General features: G+C 72.1%; 20 protein-coding genes. 10 read left to right on the forward strand and 10 right to left on the reverse strand.

Annotated elements, in window-relative coordinates; genetic code table 11:
- Nucleotides 1-180: 180 nt before the first annotated feature.
- The 5 genes from araD to H4687_RS11260 all read right to left on the reverse strand — a co-directional run bounded on the left by araD (nt 181) and on the right by H4687_RS11260 (nt 5,280).
- Nucleotides 181-1,920 carry an L-arabinonate dehydratase gene (araD, locus tag H4687_RS11240; RefSeq protein ID WP_046917895.1) on the reverse strand — a complete coding sequence of 580 codons (1,740 nt, stop codon included), beginning with the start codon at nt 1,918-1,920 and terminating at the stop codon, nt 181-183.
- Nucleotides 1,917-2,828: a dihydrodipicolinate synthase family protein gene (locus H4687_RS11245; RefSeq protein WP_046917894.1), complete on the reverse strand. Its 912-nt coding sequence runs from the start codon at nt 2,826-2,828 to the stop codon at nt 1,917-1,919. Before H4687_RS11245 ends, araD begins: the two co-directional genes overlap by 4 nt.
- Before the next feature lie 95 nt (nt 2,829-2,923).
- A complete protein-coding gene (locus H4687_RS11250) occupies nt 2,924-3,607 on the reverse strand; it encodes a GntR family transcriptional regulator (protein WP_046917893.1) in 684 nt (227 codons plus the stop codon).
- A 164-nt stretch (nt 3,608-3,771) separates the two neighbouring features.
- Nucleotides 3,772-4,521: an MBL fold metallo-hydrolase gene (locus H4687_RS11255; protein WP_050398316.1), complete on the reverse strand. Its 750-nt coding sequence runs from the start codon at nt 4,519-4,521 to the stop codon at nt 3,772-3,774.
- A gap of 165 nt (nt 4,522-4,686) precedes the next feature.
- Nucleotides 4,687-5,280 (reverse strand): TIGR03086 family metal-binding protein, encoded by a 594-nt coding sequence (locus H4687_RS11260; protein ID WP_050398317.1) that lies wholly within the window; start codon nt 5,278-5,280, stop codon nt 4,687-4,689.
- A 195-nt stretch (nt 5,281-5,475) separates the two neighbouring features.
- On the opposite strand from H4687_RS11260, the gene H4687_RS11265 reads away from it, so the two are divergent.
- Nucleotides 5,476-6,684, forward strand: a complete 1,209-nt coding sequence (locus tag H4687_RS11265) for an MFS transporter (RefSeq protein ID WP_046919915.1) — start codon at nt 5,476-5,478, stop codon at nt 6,682-6,684.
- A gap of 235 nt (nt 6,685-6,919) precedes the next feature.
- Nucleotides 6,920-7,384, forward strand: coding sequence for a hypothetical protein (locus H4687_RS11270; protein WP_046919914.1), 465 nt, complete (start codon nt 6,920-6,922; stop codon nt 7,382-7,384).
- 51 nt (nt 7,385-7,435) lie between these two features.
- Here H4687_RS11270 and H4687_RS11275 read toward each other — a convergent pair whose 3' ends face one another.
- Together H4687_RS11275 and H4687_RS11280 are read right to left on the reverse strand one after the other, a co-directional pair.
- Nucleotides 7,436-8,602 (reverse strand): hypothetical protein, encoded by a 1,167-nt coding sequence (locus H4687_RS11275; RefSeq protein WP_046919913.1) that lies wholly within the window; start codon nt 8,600-8,602, stop codon nt 7,436-7,438.
- Nucleotides 8,599-9,555 (reverse strand): 5-dehydro-4-deoxyglucarate dehydratase, encoded by a 957-nt coding sequence (locus H4687_RS11280; RefSeq protein WP_046919912.1) that lies wholly within the window; start codon nt 9,553-9,555, stop codon nt 8,599-8,601. Before H4687_RS11280 ends, H4687_RS11275 begins: the two co-directional genes overlap by 4 nt.
- Before the next feature lie 238 nt (nt 9,556-9,793).
- Between H4687_RS11280 and H4687_RS11285 the strand changes: the two genes are divergently transcribed.
- From H4687_RS11285 to H4687_RS11320, 8 genes are all read left to right on the forward strand, one after another.
- Nucleotides 9,794-10,603 (forward strand): NAD-dependent epimerase/dehydratase family protein, encoded by an 810-nt coding sequence (locus H4687_RS11285; RefSeq protein WP_046919911.1) that lies wholly within the window; start codon nt 9,794-9,796, stop codon nt 10,601-10,603.
- A gap of 303 nt (nt 10,604-10,906) precedes the next feature.
- A complete protein-coding gene (locus H4687_RS11290) occupies nt 10,907-11,668 on the forward strand; it encodes a DeoR/GlpR family DNA-binding transcription regulator (RefSeq protein WP_179860309.1) in 762 nt (253 codons plus the stop codon).
- A 106-nt stretch (nt 11,669-11,774) separates the two neighbouring features.
- A complete protein-coding gene (locus H4687_RS11295) occupies nt 11,775-13,142 on the forward strand; it encodes an ABC transporter substrate-binding protein (RefSeq protein WP_046919688.1) in 1,368 nt (455 codons plus the stop codon).
- A complete protein-coding gene (locus H4687_RS11300) occupies nt 13,139-14,077 on the forward strand; it encodes a carbohydrate ABC transporter permease (RefSeq protein ID WP_046919687.1) in 939 nt (312 codons plus the stop codon). Before H4687_RS11295 ends, H4687_RS11300 begins: the two co-directional genes overlap by 4 nt.
- Complete coding sequence (locus H4687_RS11305; RefSeq protein ID WP_046919686.1) at nt 14,074-14,910, forward strand: carbohydrate ABC transporter permease; 837 nt, start codon at nt 14,074-14,076, stop codon at nt 14,908-14,910. The genes H4687_RS11300 and H4687_RS11305 overlap by 4 nt, the downstream gene beginning before the upstream one ends.
- Nucleotides 14,907-15,896, forward strand: coding sequence for a zinc-dependent alcohol dehydrogenase family protein (locus H4687_RS11310; protein WP_046919685.1), 990 nt, complete (start codon nt 14,907-14,909; stop codon nt 15,894-15,896). Before H4687_RS11305 ends, H4687_RS11310 begins: the two co-directional genes overlap by 4 nt.
- Nucleotides 15,897-16,022: 126 nt before the next feature.
- Complete coding sequence (locus H4687_RS11315; RefSeq protein ID WP_046919684.1) at nt 16,023-16,244, forward strand: hypothetical protein; 222 nt, start codon at nt 16,023-16,025, stop codon at nt 16,242-16,244.
- Between the two features lie 74 nt (nt 16,245-16,318).
- Nucleotides 16,319-17,542 carry a TerD family protein gene (locus H4687_RS11320; RefSeq protein ID WP_192781809.1) on the forward strand — a complete coding sequence of 408 codons (1,224 nt, stop codon included), beginning with the start codon at nt 16,319-16,321 and terminating at the stop codon, nt 17,540-17,542.
- Nucleotides 17,543-17,622: 80 nt separating this feature from the next.
- Here the strand turns inward: H4687_RS11320 and H4687_RS11325 are convergent, their stop codons facing one another.
- From H4687_RS11325 to H4687_RS11335, 3 genes are all read right to left on the reverse strand, one after another.
- The gene (locus tag H4687_RS11325; RefSeq protein WP_013004572.1) at nt 17,623-18,642 is read right to left on the reverse strand and encodes a 1-aminocyclopropane-1-carboxylate deaminase; all 1,020 of its coding nucleotides are present in this window, start codon (nt 18,640-18,642) and stop codon (nt 17,623-17,625) included.
- A gap of 98 nt (nt 18,643-18,740) precedes the next feature.
- Nucleotides 18,741-19,589 (reverse strand): GntR family transcriptional regulator, encoded by an 849-nt coding sequence (locus H4687_RS11330; RefSeq protein ID WP_046919718.1) that lies wholly within the window; start codon nt 19,587-19,589, stop codon nt 18,741-18,743.
- Between the two features lie 117 nt (nt 19,590-19,706).
- Nucleotides 19,707-21,293 (reverse strand): TROVE domain-containing protein, encoded by a 1,587-nt coding sequence (locus tag H4687_RS11335; RefSeq protein WP_046919719.1) that lies wholly within the window; start codon nt 21,291-21,293, stop codon nt 19,707-19,709.
- Nucleotides 21,294-21,418 lie beyond the last annotated feature (125 nt).

A 21,418-nucleotide genomic window follows, 5' to 3' on the forward strand; every position in this document is an offset into this window, starting at 1 on the left:
GTGCGGGGTGGTGCGGTGCGTCGTGGTGCGTCGTGGTGCAGGAAGCGCTTTCTCGATGTGCGTGGGGATGTGGTGCGCGGTATGGGGTGCGGCTTGCTGTGGGGTGGCGGGTGCGGGTGCGTGGGGGCTTGTCGCGCAGTTCCCCGCGCCCCTGACAAGCACGGGGTTGCTCTGCGTTCTTCAGCCTGCGTACGGGTCCGGGACCTTGCCCGGTCTGGCCAGGAACTCGAAGTCGCAGCCGGTGTCCGCCTGGGTGATCTGGTCGTTGTAGAGGGCGCCGTAGCCGCGTTCGTAACGGGCGGGCGGTGGCGTCCAGTCCGCTCGGCGGCGCTCCAACTCCTCGTCGTCCACGTTGAGTCGCAGAGTCCGCGCCTCGACGTCCAGGGTGATCGAGTCGCCGGTGCGCACGAGGGCGAGGGGCCCGCCGACGTACGACTCCGGTGCCACGTGCAGGGCGCAGGCGCCGTAGCTCGTGCCGCTCATCCGGGCGTCGGAGATCCGCACCATGTCCCGTACGCCCTGCTTCAGCAGGTGGTCGGGGATGGGCAGCATCCCGTACTCGGGCATGCCCGGTCCGCCCTTGGGCCCGGAGTTGCGCAGCACCAGCACGCTGTCGGCGGTGATGCCGAGGGACGGGTCGTTGATCGTGCGCTGCATCGTGCGGTAGTCGTCGAAGACGACCGCCGGTCCGGTGTGCTTGAGCAGGTGCGGTTCGGCGGAGATGTGCTTGATGACCGCGCCGTCCGGACAGAGGTTGCCGCGCAGGACGGCCACGCCGCCTTCGGTGGCGACCGGGTTGTCGCGGGTGCGGATCACGTCGTCGTCGTGCACGCGCGCGCCGTCGAGCTGCTCGCGCATCGTGTCGAAGGAGACGGTCGGCCGTTCCAGATGCAGCAGGTCGGTGATCCGGGAGAGGAACCCGGGGAGGCCGCCCGCGAAGTGGAAGTCCTCCATCAGGTACTTCTGGCCCCCGGGCCGGACGTTGGCGAGCACCGGGACGGTACGGGCGACGCGGTCGAAGTCGTCGAGGGTGAGCTTGACGCCCGCCCGGCCGGCCATGGCGATCAGGTGGATGACGGCGTTGGTGGAGCCGCCGAGTCCGAGGACGGTGGTGACGGCGTCCTCGAAGGCGTCGGCGGTGAGGATGTCGTTCAGTTTGCGGTCCTTGTGGACCAGTTCGACGATCCGGAGGCCGGCGGCGGCCGCCATGCGGTCGTGGCCCGAGTCGACGGCAGGGATGCTGGACGCGCCCGGCACCGTGACACCGAGCGCCTCGGCGGCGGCGGTGAGCGTGGAGGCCGTACCCATCGTCATGCAGTGGCCCGGGGAGCGCGCGAGACCGGATTCCAGCTCGGTCATCTCGCAGTCGCCGATGAGCCCGGCGCGCTTGTCGTCCCAGTACTTCCACATGTCGGTGCCGGAGCCGAGGACCTCGTTGCGCCAGTGGCCCGGCAGCATCGGCCCGGCGGGCACGAAGACGGCCGGGAGGTCGACGCTCGCCGCGCCCATCAGCAGCGCGGGGGTCGACTTGTCGCAGCCGCCCATCAGCACGGCCCCGTCGACCGGGTAGGAGCGGAGCAGTTCCTCGGTCTCCATCGCGAGCATGTTGCGGTAGAGCATGGGGGTCGGCTTCTGGAAGGTCTCGGAGAGGGTCGAGACCGGGAACTCCAGCGGGAAGCCGCCCGCCTGCCACACACCCCGCTTGACCGCCTGGGCGCGATCCCGGAGGTGCACATGACAGGGGTTGATGTCGGACCAGGTGTTGAGGATCGCGATGACCGGCTTGCCGAGGTGCTCCTCGGGGAGGTAGCCGAGCTGACGGGTGCGGGCGCGGTGGCTGAAGGAGCGCAGCCCGTCCGTGCCGTACCACTGGTGGCTCCGGAGTTCCTCCGGCCTCTTCGTGTGCTGCTCCTGCTTCATATCGACCACCCGGCGGCGATGGCGGCGACCTCGGCGCGTTCGTCCTCGGGCAGGTGCCTGCTGGGGGCCCGGACGTCGCGGCGGCACAGGCCTAGGGAGGCGAGGGCCTCCTTGACGACGGTGACGTTGTTGGCGGAGCCGTTGGCGGCGCGCAGCTCCTCGAAGCGGCGGATCTGCTCCCAGATCTTCATGGCGCCCGGGAAGTCACCGGACCGCAGCGCTTCGATCATGTTCAGCGAGACGGCCGGGGCGACGTTCACCAGGCCCGACGTGAAGCCGGTGGCGCCGGCCGAGAAGTAGGAGGGTGCGTACGGCTCGGCGAGCCCCGCCACCCAGACGAAGCGCTCCAGGCCGGCGTCGCGGGCGAAGGCCGCGAAGCGCGCGGCGTCCGGCACCGCGTACTTGACCCCGACCACGTTGGGACAGGTGTCGGCGAGCCGGGCGAGCCGTTCGCCGGTGAGCTGCGCGTTACGGATGTAGGGCACGACGCCCAGTTCGGGCACGGCCTCGGCGATCGCCCGGTGGTAGTCGACCCAGCCGTCCTGCGACACGTACGGGTGCACCGGCTGATGGACCATCACCATCTGCGCCCCGATGTCCCGGGCGTGCTCGGCGGAGGCCACGGCGGTGGGTACGTCGTGGCCGACCCCGACCAGGATCACGGCCCGGTCGCCGGCCTCGTCCATCGTCAGCTCGGTGACCAGGCGCCGCTCTTCGGGGGTGAGGGCGTAGAACTCGCCGGTGTTTCCGTTGGGGGTGAGGGTGGTGATCCCTCCGTCGAGCAGCCGGCGCAACAGGGCCCGATGGGCACCCTGGTCGACGGTGCCGTCCTCGGCGAACGGAGTCACCGGGATCGCCACCACGTCGGCCAGGGCCGCCCGTTGGGTCTCGAACGTCACGCTGCTCATGGATGACCTTCCTCTGCGAAAAGCTCTTGGAGGACTACGGAGGCCGGCGGTCCGCGGTGAGGTGCGGGTGCGCCGTGCCTCGTGGACACAGGGGCTTACCGGTTCTGCTGGGGCCGCCGGGGCACGGAGGCCTGCTCGTCCTCCCGCGCCCCGGGGAAGGCGCGTTCCACGAACGAGGCGATGTGCGCGTGCAGGGCGGCGGCAGCGCCGTCGGCGTCGCCGTCGAGGGCGAGCCGCAGGATCTCCCGGTGCTCGGCGGCCTCCCGTTCCCAGGAGGGGTCGGCGGCCCACGCCACGGCCGACACCAGGGCGGCCTGGTCGCGCACCTCGTCGAGCATCCGGCCGAGCAGCGGGTTGCCGCACGGCACGTACAGGGCGCGGTGGAACTCCCGGTTGGCCAGCGACCGTTCGGCGGTGTCCGTGGCCTCGTCGGCCCGGGTCAGCGCGTCGGCGGCCGCGTCCCAGGGAGCGCCGCGCCGCACCGAGCGCCGCAGGGCCTCCGGCTCCAGGAGCAGCCGTACGTCATAGACCTCGCGCGCCATGTCCGCGTCCACCATGCGCACCGTGACGCCCTTGTACTGGCTCATCACGACGAGGCCGGTCCCGGCCAGCGTCTTGAGCGCCTCGCGCACGGGGGTCTTGGACACCCCGAACTGCGCGGCCAGCTCGGTCTCGACCAGGGCCTGACCGGGCGTCAACTGCCCGGTGAGGATGCGGTGCTTGATCCCTTCCAGCACGAACTGCGTGCGGGACGGGATCGGCGTGGGCACAGAGGTCATGCGCGCCTCTCGGTTCTCACGTGTGAGATCTCAGGTATGGGATCTCACGTATCGCGTCTCATATATGACGTACGAAGTACGACGCGTTGAAGGTAGGAGGGGTGCGATGTTTCGTCAATGCTTCTGACAGAAGAAGATGTGCCGACCGTCACATGATCTTGAAATCACACGGTCGTGGTCTCGCCCTCGCGCGCGCTCTCGGTGGGCCCGCCGAAGACGACGGCCGCCCGGCCGGTCGCCCCCTCCGGGGTGAGCGTGGGACCCACATGGGTGATCAGCAGCCGGCTCGCACTCTTCGCGTACGTCCCGGCCTCCTCCGGCGTGAGGTGCACGCGGGGTTCACCTTCGCGATGCGCGTCGAGGTCCGCCTCGCACAGGAACAGGTCGGCGCTGCCGGCGAGCCGGCTCAGCGCGTCGCACGGGCCGCTGTCCCCCGAGTAGGCGAAGACGCGGCCCTGGCACTCGGCGCGCAGCCCGTACGACTCCACGTCGTGGACGACGGCATGGGCAGTGAGAGTGAGGTTCCAGTGCCGGACCGTGTGGCCGTCATAGAGGGTCCGGAAGTCGAAGACGCTGTTCAGGAAGGTCGTGTCCGGCCTCCCGAAGAATCCGGCGAGGCGCTCCGCGCAGCCGTCGGGCGCGTACACGGGCAGCGGCGCGGGCAGGGTGAGGCCGCCGTACGCGAAGGCGTACAACGCGGCCACCAGGTCCGCGCAGTGGTCCGCGTGCAGATGGGAGATCCAGATCGCCGTGAGCCGAGTGGGATCCGTGTGCCGCTGCAACTCGGCGAACGTCCCGAACCCCGCGTCCACCCATATCTCGGCGCCCCCGCCGCGCAGCAGATACCCGGAGGCGGGCCGGCCCGGGCGGGGGTGCGGAGAGGCGGTGCCGAGGACGGTGAGACTCAGGGGCATGCCCGGGAGCGTACGGAGCGGGAGGGGGCGCGCGCCGCGTTTCGCGGGTTCTGTCCTGGATGCGTCTACGGGGTGGGGTGCGGGTCGGGTGGGGCGGAGGGCGGCGGCGTAGGCCGGGAACGTCGCCCGGCGCTCCCCTCCGCCCTCCGCCCTCCGCCGCACGGCCTACCGCTTCCAGAGCGGGTCGCGGCCGCTCAGGCCGATCGCCCGGTCCAGCAGCGGCGCGTCGTCCGGTACGGGCTGTACGGGGCCGAAGATCTCGCCGCGCGCCGGGTCGTCGGCCGAGGCGGCGAGGAAGGCGTGGGTCGCGGTGAGGGCCGCCGGATCGGGGTCGTACGCCTGGCGGGTCGCCCGTGCGAGGTCCCAGCCGTGCACGACCAGCTCGTCCGCGGCCACCGCGCCGGCGATCTCCCCCGGCAGGGACACCCCGCCCGCCCGGGTCTCCCCCGCCCACGCGGCCGGGTCCTGCCAGGCCTCGGCGAGTTCGTCGAGGACTCGCGGCAGGGCCTCGCGCCAGTCCGGCCCGATGTCGGGCAGCGCCGCCTGCGGGTTGGTGTCCGTCGTGGGCCCCAGATCCTTCCGGCCCGCGTCACGGAAGGCGACGGACAGCCCGAGCAGATGCCCGAGGATGTGGCGCACGGCGTACTCCGGGCACGGAGTGGGGTCGGAGAGCTGCTCGTCGCGGACGCCCCGGGCGAGGCGGGCGACGGCGCGGGCCTGCGGGGCGAGGTCGAGGGGGGCCGGTGCCTGGTCGGTCATGCGGAGCTCCTGGGTACGTCTCGAAGGCGCGTCGGGGTGGTGCGCCCGTGTTCTCTGTCGTCATGTCGGTAGACCCCCGGCGTCCAGGGAACTCATCGCTCGCCCCCTACTCGTTCCTCCCGGCGACGATTCCTAGGGCATCTGTCCGATCCGTGCGGCGGGTCCTCAGCACCACGATCACCAGTCATGACATCCATGGATTCGACGGCATCGACGTCGGCCCGGGCCACGAGGCGTGTCCTCGGGGACCGGAACGCGGGGCCGTATCTCGCCGCCGTGGTGGTCTCGGGCCTCGGCTCGTCGGCGATGTGGCTGGTCGCGGGCGTCTGGGTCAAGGACCTCACCGGCTCGGACGCGCTGGCGGCGCTGTGCACGCTCGCCCTGTGGACCCCGCTCCTCGCCGGCCCCCTCCTGGGCACCCTCGCGGACCGCCCCCGCCGCCGCGCCCTCCTCGTCACCACCGACCTGGGCCTGGCCGCCCTCCTGCTCACCCTCTTCGCCGTCGACTCCCCGGGCGACCTGTGGCTCCTCTACGCGGTCCTCCTCGTCTACGGCGCGGCAGGCGTCGTCCACGACGCGGCCGAGTCGGCCCTCGTCGCCACCGCCGTCGACCCTGCCCTCCTCGGCGACTTCAACGGCCTGCGCATGACGGCCAACGAGAGCATGAAACTGGTGGCCCCGCTGGCGGGAGCCGGTCTGTACGCGACGTACGGCGGAGCGACGGTGGCCCTGCTGGACGCGGTGACGTTCGTCGCGGCGGCGGGGTTGTACGGACTGGTGCGCAAGGGAACGCCGCGCCCGCCCGGCCGCGGCGAAGGACCCGCCCCCGGCCTGTACGCCCGTACGGCCGAAGGCGCCCGCCAGCTCCTCACCCACGAGCGCCTGCGCCCCCTGGTCCTGGCCGGCGGCACGACGATGCTGCTCTCCGGGGTGAACGGCGCCCTGATCTACGCGGTGGTCGAGTCCCTGGGCCACTCCCCGGCGTACACCGGCCTCCTCTTCGTCGCCCAGGGCACCGGTTCGATCGCCGTCGGCCTGGCCACGGGCCCCCTCCTGCGGCGCCTCGGCGAACTCCCCTTCGCGGCCTACGGCATCGCCCTGACGGGGGCGGCGGTGGCGGCCCGCACCGTCCCGAGCGACATCGCCGCCCTGGCCTGCGGCGCGGCGATCGGCATCGGCCTCCCCTGCGTCCTGACCGCGGCGCTCACCGCGGTCCAGCGCGAGACCCCGCCCGACCGGCTGGGCCGCACCACGGCCACCGCCCACACCCTCCTCTTCGCCCCGACAGCGGTGGGCACGGCGATCGGCGCCGGCCTGGTGGACGTGGCCGGTCTCCCGGTGCTGTTGCCGGCCCTCGGCACACTTCTCCTCCTGACAGCGGCCTGGCTGCTGTGCCGCCGCTGACCCGTACGGGAGGCTGGACGCATGAGCACAGTGGTCCGCGACATCACGGTCTCGGTCGACGGCTAAGCGGCCGGGCTCGACCAACTGGAACAGCTGTCCGCACGTCCGACGAGCCTCGTCACCCACGTGACCCACCGCGTGACGGGTTGCCTGCCGGACCCCGGTGCCCGAGAGTGAGGAACCGCCGACTTCCGCGTGCGGAGCGGGAGTTGACGGCACCGGGAAGGGATTTCTCATGGCACTGCGCAAGACGGCCGCGGCCCTGTTCGCGGCAGCGGCGATCGCGATCTCGACGGTCGGGTCGGCCGGTACGGCCGCCGCCCGCACAGCGGGCACCGACGGCGGCACCGGCGTCCGCACGTCCGAGGAGGTCCGGCAGCCGTCGCTGACGGCGGACCAGATGAAGAACGCCGTCGTGCCCCGGGCGGCCAGGTCCGGCTCGGCCGCCGCCGCCCCGCTGAACTGCGCGTACTACTACGTGTGCGGCAAGGGCGGCAACGGCAACAGATTCGACTACACCACGTGCGGCGTGACGTACACGCTGCCCAACCTCGTGGGCTGGGGCTCCCTCCACAACAACCAGACGCCGGGCACCCGGGCGAACTTCTACGACGTGAACGGCGCCTGGATGTTCTCCCTCGACGCTCCCCTCAAGAACGACGTGTTCTGGACCCCGGTCTGGTACGTCATCGCCTGCTGAGCCGACGCCCGGCGCGGTGCGGTCCGGGCGCGGTGGGGTGGACGGGGCGGTTCACCGCACCGCCGTCAACGCCTCCCGTACCGCCGCCAGATCCTGGTCCGAGGCCAACCCCGCGTGGTACAGCCGGAGTTCGGTCGCCCCCAGCTCCACCGCCCGCCCCGCGTCCTCGGCCAGGGTCACCGGGCTGCCGCCCATGCCCGACACGATGCCGAAGTTGGCGGCCAGCACGGCCCCGTCCGCCCCGGCCTTCGCGAACGCCGGCAGCAGCCCCGGCCCGCCCGCGCAGGGCACGACGACACCGTCGGCCACGCCGAGGATGTGCTGGGGGTCCACCCCGGGGTTCGCCCCGCAGTGGTACGTGACCGGGTCCGCGTGCAGCAGCACCTGGAACCCGGCGGGCGCGGCGGACCGTACGGCCCCGACGGCCTCCTCCTGGAGCGAACGGGCGGTCGCGTCGCGCCACACCCGCGTGGCCGTCGCCTTCTCGGTCCCGAGGAGTTTCTCCACGGCCGGCCAGCCCTCGTCGACGGTCTCGCCCCGCCACAGCGGTTCCAGCGCCGCGCGTACGGCCGCCGCCAGCTCGTCGGGGTCCTGTCCAACGCCGGCGTACCCGTCGCGGCAGGTGCCGCAGAAGCACAGCGACATCAGGTACTGCCCGGCGTCGCCGAGGCCGACCCCGCCCGTCTTGTCGTGGGCGTGGAGGTGGGAGAAGCCGTACCAGCCGAGCGACTCCAGCTCGGTGCCGCGCGCGCCGGGCCGGACCGCCGCCTCCACCGCCAGGTCGACCAGGTACTCCCGGGTGTCGGGCTGCGCGACACAGGGGGCCCACGGATACCGGTCCCCGTAGGCGTTGACCACGGAGGTCGAGGGATGCTCGGCGCCCAGGCGGGAGTTGTGCGCCAGGACCACCCAGGTGTGCACTTCGAGTCCGGCGTGCGCGAGCGCGGTGGCCGCCTCGCCGAACGCGTCGCCGAACGCCCAGTCCCCCGCCGCGCAGGGCCGCAGCGTACGGCCCTCCCACCGCGCACCCGGCGGGTACAGCACGGCCGCGTGCTCGGCGGTGACGATGCGGTGCCGGGGGTGGCGGGGGGTGAGCGCGCGGGTGGAGTGGTAGGCGGAGGCGAGCGTCGCCTGCCGTACCCCGAGCCCCGCGATGCGCTCGGCGGCGGCCGGATCCCCGTTGACGTCCCACGGGTAGACGAACGTCGACGCCTTCACTTGCCCTCCTGGCACTCTTCCAGCAGCGCGTGGCCGCGCTCGATCAACTGGCTCAGTTGCTTGACGTGTCCCTCGGCCGGTTCGTGCAGGGGTGGCCGCACCTCTCCGACGTCCAGCCCCCGTAGCCGTACCCCGGCCTTGACCAGTGACACCGCATAGCCGCGTCCCCGGGCGCGGAGGTCGACGAAGGGGCGGTAGAACCCGTCGATCAGCCGCTCCACGAGCGCATCGTCCCCGGCGCCCAGCGCCCGGTGAAACGCGAGGGCGATCTCCGGGACGAAGCAGAAGACGGCCGACGAGTACAGGGGGACCCCGACGGCCCGGTACGCGGGCTGGGTCAGCTCGGCGGTCGGCAGGCCGTTGAAGTAGAGGAAGTCGTCCGGGCCGGGGGCCTCGCCGCGTACGGCGCTCACGATCCGCGTCATCAGGTCCAGGTCGCCGAGGCCGTCCTTGAGGCCGACGATCCCCTCCGTGCGGGCCAGTTCGACCACCGTCTCCGGCGTGAACACGGCGTTGTCGCGCTGGTAGACGACGACGGGGAGGGAGGTCGCCGCGGCGAGTTCCCGGTAGTGGCGGAGCAGCCCCTCCTGGGCGGCCACGACCAGGTAGGGCGGCATGGCGAGGAGGCCGTCGGCCCCGGCCTCCTCGGCGAGACGTGCGTAGCGCACGGCGAGGGCGGTGCCGTAGCCCGCGCCGGCCACCACCGGCACCCGGCCGGCCGTCTCGGCGACGGCGGCCCGTACGCAGCGCTGGAACTCCTCGGGCGTGAGTGCGTGGAACTCGCCGGTGCCGCAGCAGGCGAAGACCGCGGCGGCCCCGGCCTCGACGCCCTGGCGGACGTGCGCGCGATAGACGTCCAGATCGATGGCGCCGTCCGGGCCGTAGGCCGTGACGGGGAAGAACAGCGGTCCGCTGGGGACCCTGAGCCGGGCGGCGAGCGGGGCTGACGTCACGGGCTGTCCCAAGTCCACGGGCTCTCCCAGTCCAGGTCACTGATCAGTGTTTACATTTCTGAACAACAGCACGCTAAGGCGCCTCCTCATGGACGGTCAAGCCGGACAACCTGCGCCGCACCAGCGATTTCACGCCTCCGCGTCCCCCTTGACGCACGGGACCGCACTCCCTAGCGTGTCCATGAATGTGAATGTTGGACGCCCATGTGCACGGCTGGCGATGCAAGGAGATCCCCGGATGCCCGCTCCCCGCACCGTTCTGCTCACCGGCGCCGCCGGCGGGCTCGGCACCCTGATGCGGGACCTGCTCCCGGCCCACGGCTACGAGCTTCGCCTGATGGACCTGCTCCCCGTCGAGGGCGCGCCGGACGCGATCACGGCCGACCTCGCCGACAAGGACGCCCTGCGCGAGGCCGTCCGGGGCGTCGACGCGATCATCCACCTCGCGGGCATCTCCCTGGAAGCCTCCTTCGACAAGATCCTGAAGGCGAACATCGAGGGGACCCACAACCTGTACGAGGCCGCCCGCGCGGAGGGTGTGCCCCGTATCGTCTTCGCGTCCTCCAACCACGCGGTGGGCTTCACCCCCCGCCCGCTGGGCGAGGACCCGCTGATCCCCGTCGACACCCCGCACCGCCCCGACACCTTCTACGGCCTGTCCAAGTCCTTCGGCGAGGACCTGGCGCAGCTGTACTGGGACAAGTACGGCCTGGAGACGGTCTCCGTGCGCATCGGCTCCTGCTTCCCCGAGCCCACCAGCGTCCGGATGCTCTCGCTGTGGATGAGCCCGGCCGACGGCGCCCGCCTCTTCCACGCGGCCCTGACCGCCGAGCACGTCGGCCACACCGTCGTCTACGGCTCCTCCGCCAACACCCGCCTGTGGTGGGACCTGTCCACCGCCCGCGCCCTCGGCTACGAGCCGAGGGACGACTCCGAGCCGTACGCCGAGAAACTGATCGCCGAGCAGGGCGAACTGGACCCCGGGAACGTGGCCCACGCCCACCTCGGCGGCCACTTCGTGAGCGACCCGCCGATCTGGCCGCACTGACCACACCGGCGCGGACCCAGGAGTTCGCGCGCCGTACGGGAAACGAGGGCCGTACGCCGTGCGGAAGGAGCGGGCGGGCACCGAACGGGCCCGCCCGCTCCCCCATGCGGGCACGCCCCTTGCCCGATCCCACGCCCGCCCCAGGTCCGTGACGGGCCGAGGCGCCGCGAAACGGTCAGGGACGGGCATCATCGGTCGCGCAACAGGCCTGGTCGGCGCCGCGCACCGGCTGTAGAACTTCCCCCAGGGCCCGCACCGGGCCCGAACGGGCAGCACTACGGCGAGGGAGAGCGGGTGTCGGCCATGAGCGCGGAGGAGAGGCAACGCGAGATCGTCCGGGCCGCCCGCCGCACGGGCGCGGTCGACGTCGGCGAACTCGCCGTCACGCTGGGCGTGGCCAAGGAGACCGTACGGCGTGATCTGCGCGCCCTGGAGGACCACGGCCTGGTCCGCCGCACGCACGGCGGGGCGTATCCCGTGGAGAGCGCCGGGTTCGAGACGACGCTCGCCTTCCGCGCCACGAGCCACGTGCCCGAGAAGCGCCGGATCGCCGCCGCGGCGGCCGAGTTGCTGGGCGACGCGGAGACGGTCTTCGTGGATGAGGGCTTCACCCCGCAGCTCATCGCCGAGGCGCTGCCCCGGGACCGGCCGCTGACCGTGGTCACCGCGTCCCTCGCCACCGCCGGGGCGCTCGCGGAGGCCGGCAACACCACCGTGCTGCTGCTCGGCGGCCGGGTGCGCCCCGGCACGCTCGCGACCGTCGACCACTGGACGACGAGGATGCTGGCCGGCTTCGTCATCGACCTGGCGTACATCGGCGCCAACGGCATCACCCGCGACCACGGCCTCACCACCCCCGACCCGGCCGTCAGCGAGGTCAAGGCCCAGGCGATGCGCGCTTCCCGGCGCACGGTCTTCGCGGGCGTCCACACCAAGTTCGGCGCGGCCAGTTTCTGCCGGTTCGCCGGGGTGGGCGACCTGGACGCGATCGTCACGAGCACCCTGCTCCCGGCCTCGGAGGCCCACCGCTACTCGCTGCTGGGTCCCCAGGTCACCCGAGTCTGACCACCCCACCCACCCCACCAACCCCTTCCGCACCCCCTCCGCACCCCCTCCGCGCCTTGCGCCACCCCTTATCTCCCGCTATCCCCCATACGTCCAGGAGCGATCCATGCGAATCCCGAGCCGACGGAGACCGCGCGCACTCGCCGCGGTCGCCGCAGGGACGCTGCTCGCCCCGCTTCTCTCCGGCTGCTGGACCGGAGCGGGCGGGGCGGGATCCGGCGGCGACGCCATCAACGTGCTGATGGTCAACAACCCCCAGATGCAGGAACTGCAGAAGCTCACGGCCGCGCACTTCACCAAGGAGACCGGCATCGAGGTGAACTTCACCGTGCTGCCGGAGAACGACGTCCGCGACAAGATCAGCCAGGACTTCGCCAACCAGGCGGGCCAGTACGACGTGGCCACCCTCAGCAACTACGAGATACCGATCTACGCCCGCAACGGCTGGCTGGAGGAGCTGGACCCCTACGTCGCGAAGGACCCGGGCTTCGACCAGCAGGACATTCTCGAACCCATGCGCCAGTCCCTGACCGGCGACGACGGCAAGCTCTACGGGCAGCCCTTCTACGGCGAGTCGTCCTTCCTGATGTACCGCAAGGACGTCTTCGCCGAGCGGGGCCTCACCATGCCCGAGCACCCCACCTGGCGGCAGGTCGCCGGCCTCGCCGCGAAGGCGGACGGGGCCGAGGAGGGCATGAAGGGCATCTGCCTGCGCGGCCTGCCCGGCTGGGGCGAGGTGATGGCACCCCTGACGACGGTCGTGAACACCTTCGGCGGCACCTGGTTCGACAAGGACTGGAAAGCACGCCTGGACTCCCCCGAGTTCGAACGGGCGACCAGGTTCTACGTGGACCTCGTGCGTGAGCACGGCGAGTCGGGCGCCGCCCAGGCCGGCTTCGCCGAGTGCCTCAACAACATGACCCAGGGCAAGGTCGCCATGTGGTACGACGCCACGTCCGCCGCCGGATCCCTGGAGGCGGACGGCTCCCCCGTGAAGGGGAAGATCGGCTACGTACCGGCCCCGGTCGAGAGGACCGAGTCCGCGGGCTGGCTCTACACCTGGGCCTGGGGCATCCAACACGCCTCCCGCAACCCCGACAAGGCCTGGAAGTTCGTCTCCTGGGCGTCGAGCAGGGAGTACGAGGAACTGGTCGGCGAAGAGATCGGCTGGTCGAACGTGCCCGCCGGCAAACGGGAGTCGACGTACGCGAACGCGGACTACCGCGAGGAGGCCGCCGCCTTCCAGGAGATGACCCGCGAGGCCATCGAGGGCGCCCGACCCACCGACCCCGGGGTGCAGCCGCGTCCCGCGCCGGGCATCCAGTTCGTCGGCATCCCCGAGTTCACCGACCTCGGCACCAAGGTGTCCCTGGAGATCAGCGCGGCCATCGCCGGACGCCAGTCCGTCGCGACGGCCCTGAGGAAGGCACAGGCGCTCGCCGAGCAGATCTCCGAGGAGTACGAGGGACGATGACCGCGACCACGACAGCGCCGAGGGCGGCGACCCCCGTACGTACCCGGAGCGCGCCGAACACCCGGCTGCGCGCCTGGGCCACCCGCGCCCCGCTCCTGCCCGCCCTGATCTTCATGATCACCGTGACCCAGCTCCCGTTCGTGGCCACGCTGGTGATCTCCTTCCTCGACTGGAACTCCCTCTACCCGGACGCCCGCGGCTTCGCCGGCCTCGCCAACTACGGCGAGGTGCTCACCGACCCCGACCTGCGCCGCTCGGTGTGGACGACGATCCTGCTGACGGTCGCCGTGGTCCTCGCCGGCCTCGTCCTCGGCCTGCTGCTGGCGCTTCTCCTGGACCGGAGGTTCCGGGGCCGGGGCCTCGTGCGCACCCTGCTCATCGCCCCCTTCCTGGTCGTCCCGGTGGCGGCCGCCCTGCTGTGGAAACACGTCCTCTACAACCCCGAGTACGGCCTGTTCAACGGCCTGTTGCACTATGTCGGCGGCCCGCAGCCGGACTGGATCTCGGACACCCCGCTGCTCGCGGTCGAGGCCTCCCTGGTGTGGCAGTGGACGCCGTTCATGATGCTGATCCTGCTGGCGGGGCTGCAGTCCCGGGACCACCAGCAGATCGAGGCGGCCCGGGTCGACGGCGCGAGCGACTGGCAGATCTTCCGCCATCTCACGCTCCCGCACCTGCGCCGCTACCTCGAACTGGGCGCGCTGCTGGGCTCGATCTACATCGTCCAGAACTTCGACGCGGTCTTCACGATCACCTCGGGCGGCCTGGGCACCGCGAACCTGCCGTACACCGTCTACCAGACCTTCTACCAGGCCCACGAGAACGGCCTCGCCTCGGCCGCGGGCGTCCTGGTCGTCATCGGCTCGATCATCATCGCGACGTTCGCCCTGCGCGTGGTCTCGTCGCTGTTCCGTGAGGAGGCGGGCCGGTCATGAGGTCGACTGCCGTGCGACGCAAGGGACTCGGCCTGGGCCTGGTGGCCTGGCTGGTGGGGGTCCTGTTCTTCCTGCCGATCGCCTGGATGGCACTGACGTCGCTCCACTCGGAACCGGACGCGGCGACCAATCCCCCGTCCTGGGCGGCCTCCCTGACCCTCGACGGCTACCGGGAGTTCTTCGGCGTGGACGGCGGGGCCAGCCCCTGGCCCGCCCTGGTCAACTCGGCGGTGGCGTCCCTGGCGTCGACGCTGCTCGTCCTCCTCCTGGCCTTCCCGGCGGCGTACGCGCTGTCGATCCGCCCGGTGAAGAAGTGGACGGACGTCCTGTTCTTCTTCCTGTCGACGAAGATGCTGCCGGTGGTGGCGGGCCTGCTCCCCCTCTACCTGTTCGCGAAGAACACGGGTCTGCTGGACAACATCTGGCTGCTCGTCCTCCTCCACACCTCCATGAACCTGCCGATCGCCGTGTGGATGATGCAGTCCTTCCTGGCGGAGGTCCCGGTGGCGGTCATCGAGGCCGCGCACCTGGACGGCGCCCGGCTGCCGACCGTGCTGGCCCGCGTGGTGGCGCCGATCGCGGCCCCCGGCATCGCCGCCACGGCCCTGATCTGCTTCATCTTCAGCTGGAACGAACTGCTGTTCGCCAGGGTGCTGACCGGTGTGGTGGCGGAGACCGCCCCCGTCTTCCTGACCGGCTTCATCACCAGCCAGGGCCTGTTCCTGGCCAAGGTGTGCGCCGCGTCGCTCGTGATCTCCCTGCCGGTGCTCGCCGCGGGGTTCGCCGCCCAGGACAAACTCGTCCAGGGCCTCTCCCTGGGAGCCGTCAAATGAAGGCCGCCGTCATCGAGTCCGTGGGCAAGGCCGTCGTCACCGAGGTCCCGGACCCGGCACCGGGCCCCCGTGACGTGGTCGTCGAGGTCGCCGCGTGCGGACTGTGCGGGACCGATCTGCACATCCTGCAGGGAGAGTTCGCCCCGAGGCTGCCGATCGTGCCGGGCCACGAGTTCGCGGGCGAGGTGGTGGGCGTGGGCGGCCGGGTCACCGAACTGTCCGTCGGCGACCGGGTGGCCGTCGACCCGTCCCTGTACTGCCACGAGTGCCGGTACTGCCGTACCGGCCACAACAACCTCTGCGAACGGTGGGCCGCGATCGGGGTCACCACGGCGGGGGGCGCGGCGCAGTACGCGCTCGCCCCCGTCGCGAACTGCGTCCGGCTGCCGGAGCACGTCCGCACCCAGGACGCGGCGCTCGTGGAGCCGCTGTCCTGCGCGGTACGGGGGTACGACGTCCTCCGCGCCCGGCTGGGCGCCCATGTCCTGATCTACGGCTCCGGGACGATGGGGCTGATGATGCTGGAACTGGCGAAACGGACGGGCGCGGCGAGCGTGGACATGGTGGACGTGAATCCCGCGCGCCTGGAGACGGCACGGCGGCTGGGCGTCTCGGGAGCCGCCGCCGGCCCCGACGAGCTGGAGCGGCCCCAGGGCTGGGACGTCGTCGTGGACGCGACGGGCAACGCGGCGGCGATCCAGGACGGGCTGGGGCGGGTGGCCAAGGCGGGCACGTTCCTGCAGTTCGGGGTGGCCGACTACGCGACCCGGGTCACGATCGACCCGTACCGGATCTACAACCAGGAGATCACCATCACCGGGTCGATGGCCGTGCTGCACAGCTTCGAACGGGCGGCGGAACTCTTCGCCGGCGGGGTCCTGGACCCGGAGGTCTTCATCAGCGACCGGGTGCCGTTGGCGCGGTATCCCGAGGCTCTGGAGCAGTTCGCGTCGGGGGTGGGCCGGAAGATCGTCGTGGTGCCGTAGGTGCCGTGAGGGCGTTAGGGCGTGGTGCCCGGGGAGGGGCGGGGCGGCGACAGAGATGGCCGGGCGACTCGGCGGGCGTCCGAAATTCGCTGGGCCGCCGACGCTGCCGCCCCTACGATCCGGGACATGCCACGCCCCAGCGGATTCACCTACACCGAGCACTCCGACCACACCGTGACGATCGACCACCACGGCCGCGAGGCCACCACGCTGCGCGGCCCCCGAGCTGCCCGGTTCCTCGCCGAGGTGGCGGCGGGTGACCCGCAGCTCGTCATGGCCCGCTGGACCGGGAACTACCGCCGGGGCAACGAACGCACGGCCCGGGAGCACCCCCGCAACCGCCGCTGACCCGAACGGCCGCCGGGCGCACCCGGGTAAGGGAACGGTAAAGCGGCCTGAATCGTTCACCACGCATGACCGCTATGACCCCCGGCTCGAACATCCCGCTGCCCGTCACCCGCGTCGCGGTGGACGTCTCCGCCCCCGTGCGGCTCGACGTGTCGGGCCTGCTGCTCACCGCCGACGGCAAGGTGCGCTCGGACGACGACTTCATCTTCTACAACCAGCCGTCCGGCCCGGGCGTGACCTACCGCTCCGGCGGCGGCACCACGCCCGACTCGATCACGGTGGACACCTCGGCCGTGCCCCCGGGGATCGAGAAGATCGTCGTCACGGCCAGCCCGGACGCGGCGGGCCAGACCTTCCAGGGCATCGAACCGACGGCGACGATCCGCGACGCGGCGAACGGCTCCGTGATCTCCACCTTCACCCCGCCCCAGCTGGGCACGGAGACCGCCCTGGTGATCGTCGAGATCTATCTGCGCAACGGCGCGTGGAAGGCCCGCGCGGTCGGCCAGGGATACGCGAACGGTCTCGCGGGCATCGCGACGGACTTCGGGGTCACGGTGGAGGAACCCGCCCCGGCCGCCCAGCCGGCCCCCGTCCCGCCCGCTCCCGCCGCGCACCCCCCGGCGGCCCCGCCCGCCCCCGCCATGGACCCCCGTGTCATGGCTCCCCCGGCGCCGCCCGCCCCGCCGGCCGCACCCCCGGCCCCCGCCCCGGGTGCCGGCAAGATCAACCTGGACAAGGGCCGCGTCAGCCTGCAGAAGAACCAGACGGTCTCCCTCGTCAAGGGCGGCCGCCCACTGCTCTCCCAGGTCAAGATGGGTCTCGGCTGGGAGCCGGCGTACCGGGGCAAGGACATCGACCTCGACGCGTCGGTCATCGCGTACGGCCCGCAGCGCAACCACATCGACAGCTGCTACTTCGGCAAGCTGTCGATCGTGAACGGCGCGATCAAGCACTCCGGTGACAACCTCACCGGCGAGGGCGGCGGGGACGACGAGGTGATCGTGGTCGATCTCGGACGGCTGCCGCAGGAGGTCACCGGGCTGGTCTTCACGGTCAACTCGTTCTCCGGCCAGAAGTTCACCGAGGTCGCCAAGGCATACTGCCGGCTGCTCGACGCCGCGACCGGCGAGGAGCTGGTCCGCTTCGACCTCACCAACGCCGAGGCCCAGACCGGCGTGATGATGGCCAAGCTGATCAAACAGTTCAGCGGCGAGTGGGATATGACCGCGATGGGCGACTTCGTGAAGTCCCGCACGGTCAGGGGGATGGTGAAGCCGGCGGCGCAGGCCCTCTGAGACGCGCGTACGCGACGCCGGGCGCCTCCCGCGTGCGGAGGGCGCCCGGCCGGCGAGCGGTGGGGCGGAGCCCCCGCCCCTTACTGGATCACTCCGCTGTACGCGTTCAGCGCGGGCTGGCCGCCGAGGTGGGCGTAGAGCACGGTCGACTCCGGGCCGATCTCGCCACGCTCGATCAGGTCGATCATCCCGGCCATCGACTTGCCCTCGTACACGGGGTCGGTGACCATGCCCTCGGTGCGGGCGGCGAGCTGCATGGCGACGAGGGTGGCATCGTCCGGAACCCCGTAGATCCCGGCGTGGTAGCGCTCGTCCAGCTCGACGTCGTCCACGGTCAGCTCCCGCTCGACGCCGATGAGCTTGGCGGTGTTCCGGGCGATGCGGGCGACCTGCTCCCGGGTGGTGGTCGGCTTGGCCGAGGCGTCGATGCCGATCACCCGGCGCGGCCTGCCGCCCGCCTCCTCCAACGCGGCGAAGCCGGCGACCATGCCGGCCTGGGTCGAGCCGGTCACCGAGCACACGATCACCGTGTCGAAGAAGACGCCCAGCTCGCGCTCCTGATCGGCGACCTCGTACGCCCAGCCGGCGAAGCCGAGGCCGCCGAGGGGGTGGTCGGAGGCGCCGGCCGGGATGGCGTACGGCTTGCCGCCGCCCTCCTCGACCTCCCTGAGGGCCAGCTCCCAGCTCTCCTTGAAGCCGATCCCGAAGCCGGCCCGCACGAGCCGTACGTCGGCGCCGGCCAGCCGGCTGATCAGGATGTTGCCGACCTTGTCGTAGACGGAGTCCGGCCAGTCGACCCAGCTCTCCTGCACGAGCACGCACTTGAGCCCGGCGCGGGCGGCGACGGCGGCCACCTGGCGGGTGTGGTTGGACTGCACGCCGCCGATGGAGACGAGGGTGTCGCAGCCCTGCGCGAGCGCGTCGGCGACGAGGTACTCCAGCTTGCGGGTCTTGTTGCCGCCGTACGCGATGCCGGAGTTGCAGTCCTCGCGCTTGGCCCAGACGGAGGCTCCGCCGAGGTGCGCGGTCAGCCGCTCCAGCGGGTGGACCGGCGAGGGCCCGAAGAGGAGGGGGTAGCGCTCGAAGGACGAGAGGGACACGGGTTCTCCCGGGTGGGGTGGGGCGGAGCCGGACGGGCGAGGCGGGATGCGTTGGGGCGGGGCGGGGGTGGGGGCGGATTGAGGCGAGGCCGGTCGGGTCAGTGGTCCGCTCGGCGCACGGGCGTGTCGCCGGGTTCGGGGGCAGGCTGGTGGGCGGACTCGTGGGTGGGCCGGCGCGCGGACGCGGCGCCGCCCACTCCCTCGGCGGACTCCGGCCCCGACCCCTCACCCGACTCCGCGACCGGCTTCTCTTCCGGCTCGGCGCTGGGACCGGCGTCCCGATCGGCATCGAGATCGGTGTCCGGCTCGTCGGCGAGTGCGGCCAGGCCGCGCCAGATCTCCGCCGTGACGCGGACCGCCTCGTCCGTGTCGCCGTCCGCGCAGGCCGCGATCAGCTGCTCGTGCAGTCCGGCCGAGCGGCAGTTGCCGCCCTCGCCGAAGCGCCGTCGCTCCAGCCGGCGGATGAGCGGGGTGTAGCGGGCGACGGTGGCGGCGGCCGCGCGGTTGCCGCTCACCCGGACGAGCACGTCGTGCAGTGCGTCGTCGGCGACCAGGGCCGCGTCGACGTCGCCGGTGCGGACGGCCGCCGCGAACCGCTCGTTGGCCGAGCGCATCATCTCGACGTCCGCCGCGAACAGCCGGGGCACGGCGGTCCGGGCGACCAGCTCGTGCATGGCCCCGACCACGGCGGCGGCGTCCCGCACATCGGAGGCGACGACGGCCGTGACCCGGGTGTAGCTCTGCGGCTTGCTCTCCAGGAGCCCCTCGTCCACCAGCCGGGAGAAAGCCTCCCGCACCGGCGCCCGGGACAGACCCAGCAGCTCCGCGAACTCGGCGTCCCGCACCACCGCGCCCGGCTCGATCTCGCCGGCCACGATGGCGTCCCGGATGGCTTGGTAGGCGCGGTCCCTCAGCAGGGTGCGCGCGACCGGTCGTATGGCCTCCATGAACTGAAATGTTAGATGCCAGTCCCTCCCTCGAACAAGAGTGTGGCCCGCGTCCCCCATGGGACACGGGCCACACTCATCCCCCGTGCTAGTGGACCGCCGGTCCGCGGAGCGGCGTCACCCGGCCGCCCACGGCCACTCGGCCCGCCGGGCCCCCTCCAGCAGGGGCACCATGCGAAAGGCCGCGTCGGAGAGCCCGCCGAAGGTGTGGCGGTTCGCCGTGCCGGAGGGGCCGTGGCCCGCCCGGTGACCGGCGAGGTTCCAGGTGTAGACCGGCACATGGGCCGGGACCTGGGCGGTCGGGTCGCCGTGGTGGCTGTATGTGGCCTGCTCGTCGGTGACGATCAGCACCCGGTCGTGCTTGCGGTAGTGCGTGCGCACCGCCTCGGTGGTGTCGGTGCCGCCGAGGTCGCCGAAGCGCTCCAGGATTTTCAGCACCGACTCGCCCTTGCGGTACGACACCGGCCGGCTCGTGGTGCCGAACTCGACGAGATCCCCGTCCGCCGCCCGCAGCGCGAGCGCCGTACCGAAGATCGCCGCCGCGTCCGCGTAGGTGAGGGACGAGCCGTCGGTCAGCCCCGAGTAGAACATCGAGCCCGAGCGGTCGACCAGGACCAGCGTCCGGCCGGGCAGCGCGGGCACATTGGCCAGCGAGTGACCGAGCGCCTGCTCCAGCGGGTACGCCCAGCGCAGCGACGGCGCGTGCCGGTACGCGGCGAGGTAGCGGAACGGGAACTGCCGGGACCGCGCGACCTCGGCCGGGTCGCTGATCCTCGCGGCCACCCGGGCCGCGACCTCGTCGGAGACCCCGGCCTCGTCGAAGTTGCGCAGGTTCCGCACGAGCGCCATGGCGCCCATGGACGGGATGACGGCCTCCCAGGCCGCCTTGTCCATCGGTCCCTGGAGCCAGCCCGCCAGCGCCTCCCAGGTGATGCCCGCGTCCGCGAGCCGCTGGGCGCCGCCCGCGCCAGTCACGACTCTGCGGCGCTTGGCCGGACGCAGGGCCATCAGGTCGCGGTGGGCCGCGAGCACGGGCAGCGACTTGGGCACGACCGCCGTGTCCGGGTGGTGCCGCCGGTCGAGGGCGTACTGGAACAGGTCGCCCTGCCACGGCTTGTCCGGGTCGGGCGCCGCGTGCACCAGGTTGAGGATGTCGCCGAAGCGGTAGCCCTTGGACGCGGTGTCGTACTTCAGCAGCGACTTGGGGTGGTAGAGCCGTCGTACGGCGTCGGCGACACCCCGCTTCACCGGCTTGGGGAGGGCGCGGCCGTAACGGGAGGTCCAGTACGCGAGCAGCTCGCCGGGCTCGTCCGGGCGCCGGAGCACCGAGTCGATGACCTGGCGGTTCGTCGGACCGTCGGTGACGCCCGCGTCGAGCCGTGCCTTCACGTACTCGGCGGCGCCCACGAGGGAGGCCGTACGGAGGTTGCCCTCGCCGCGCAGCCAGCCGAGCAGGCCGGCCGTCCACTCCGGATCGGTGACGGCGAGACGGCGGACGAGCGCGGCGAACCGGTCGTCCCGGTCCTCGCCGGACTCGTAGAACGTCCTCTGCGCGACGAAGTTGGCAATCGAGAGCAGGAACAGCTCCGAGCGCTCGTCCCGCTCCTGGCCGCGACCGCCCTGGTGGGTGCGGAGCACGCGTCCCGTCGAGGTGACGCGCGACGTGGGCCGTGCCCGGGTGCTCTTGCTGTTGAACCGCGCCATGATGAATTCCCCCGAATTCCTTCGCACGTCGTGCGTGGCATTTTTCGGAGGGAGGCGCGACAGAAGGAAGGTGCCCGAGGTCGAGGTCGGCGGCGGTGCTTATAAACTGGCGCGTCTGCCGTTCC

Source organism: Streptomyces stelliscabiei (assembly GCF_014873495.1).
In the GTDB taxonomy this organism is placed as follows: Bacteria; Actinomycetota; Actinomycetes; order Streptomycetales; family Streptomycetaceae; genus Streptomyces; species Streptomyces bottropensis.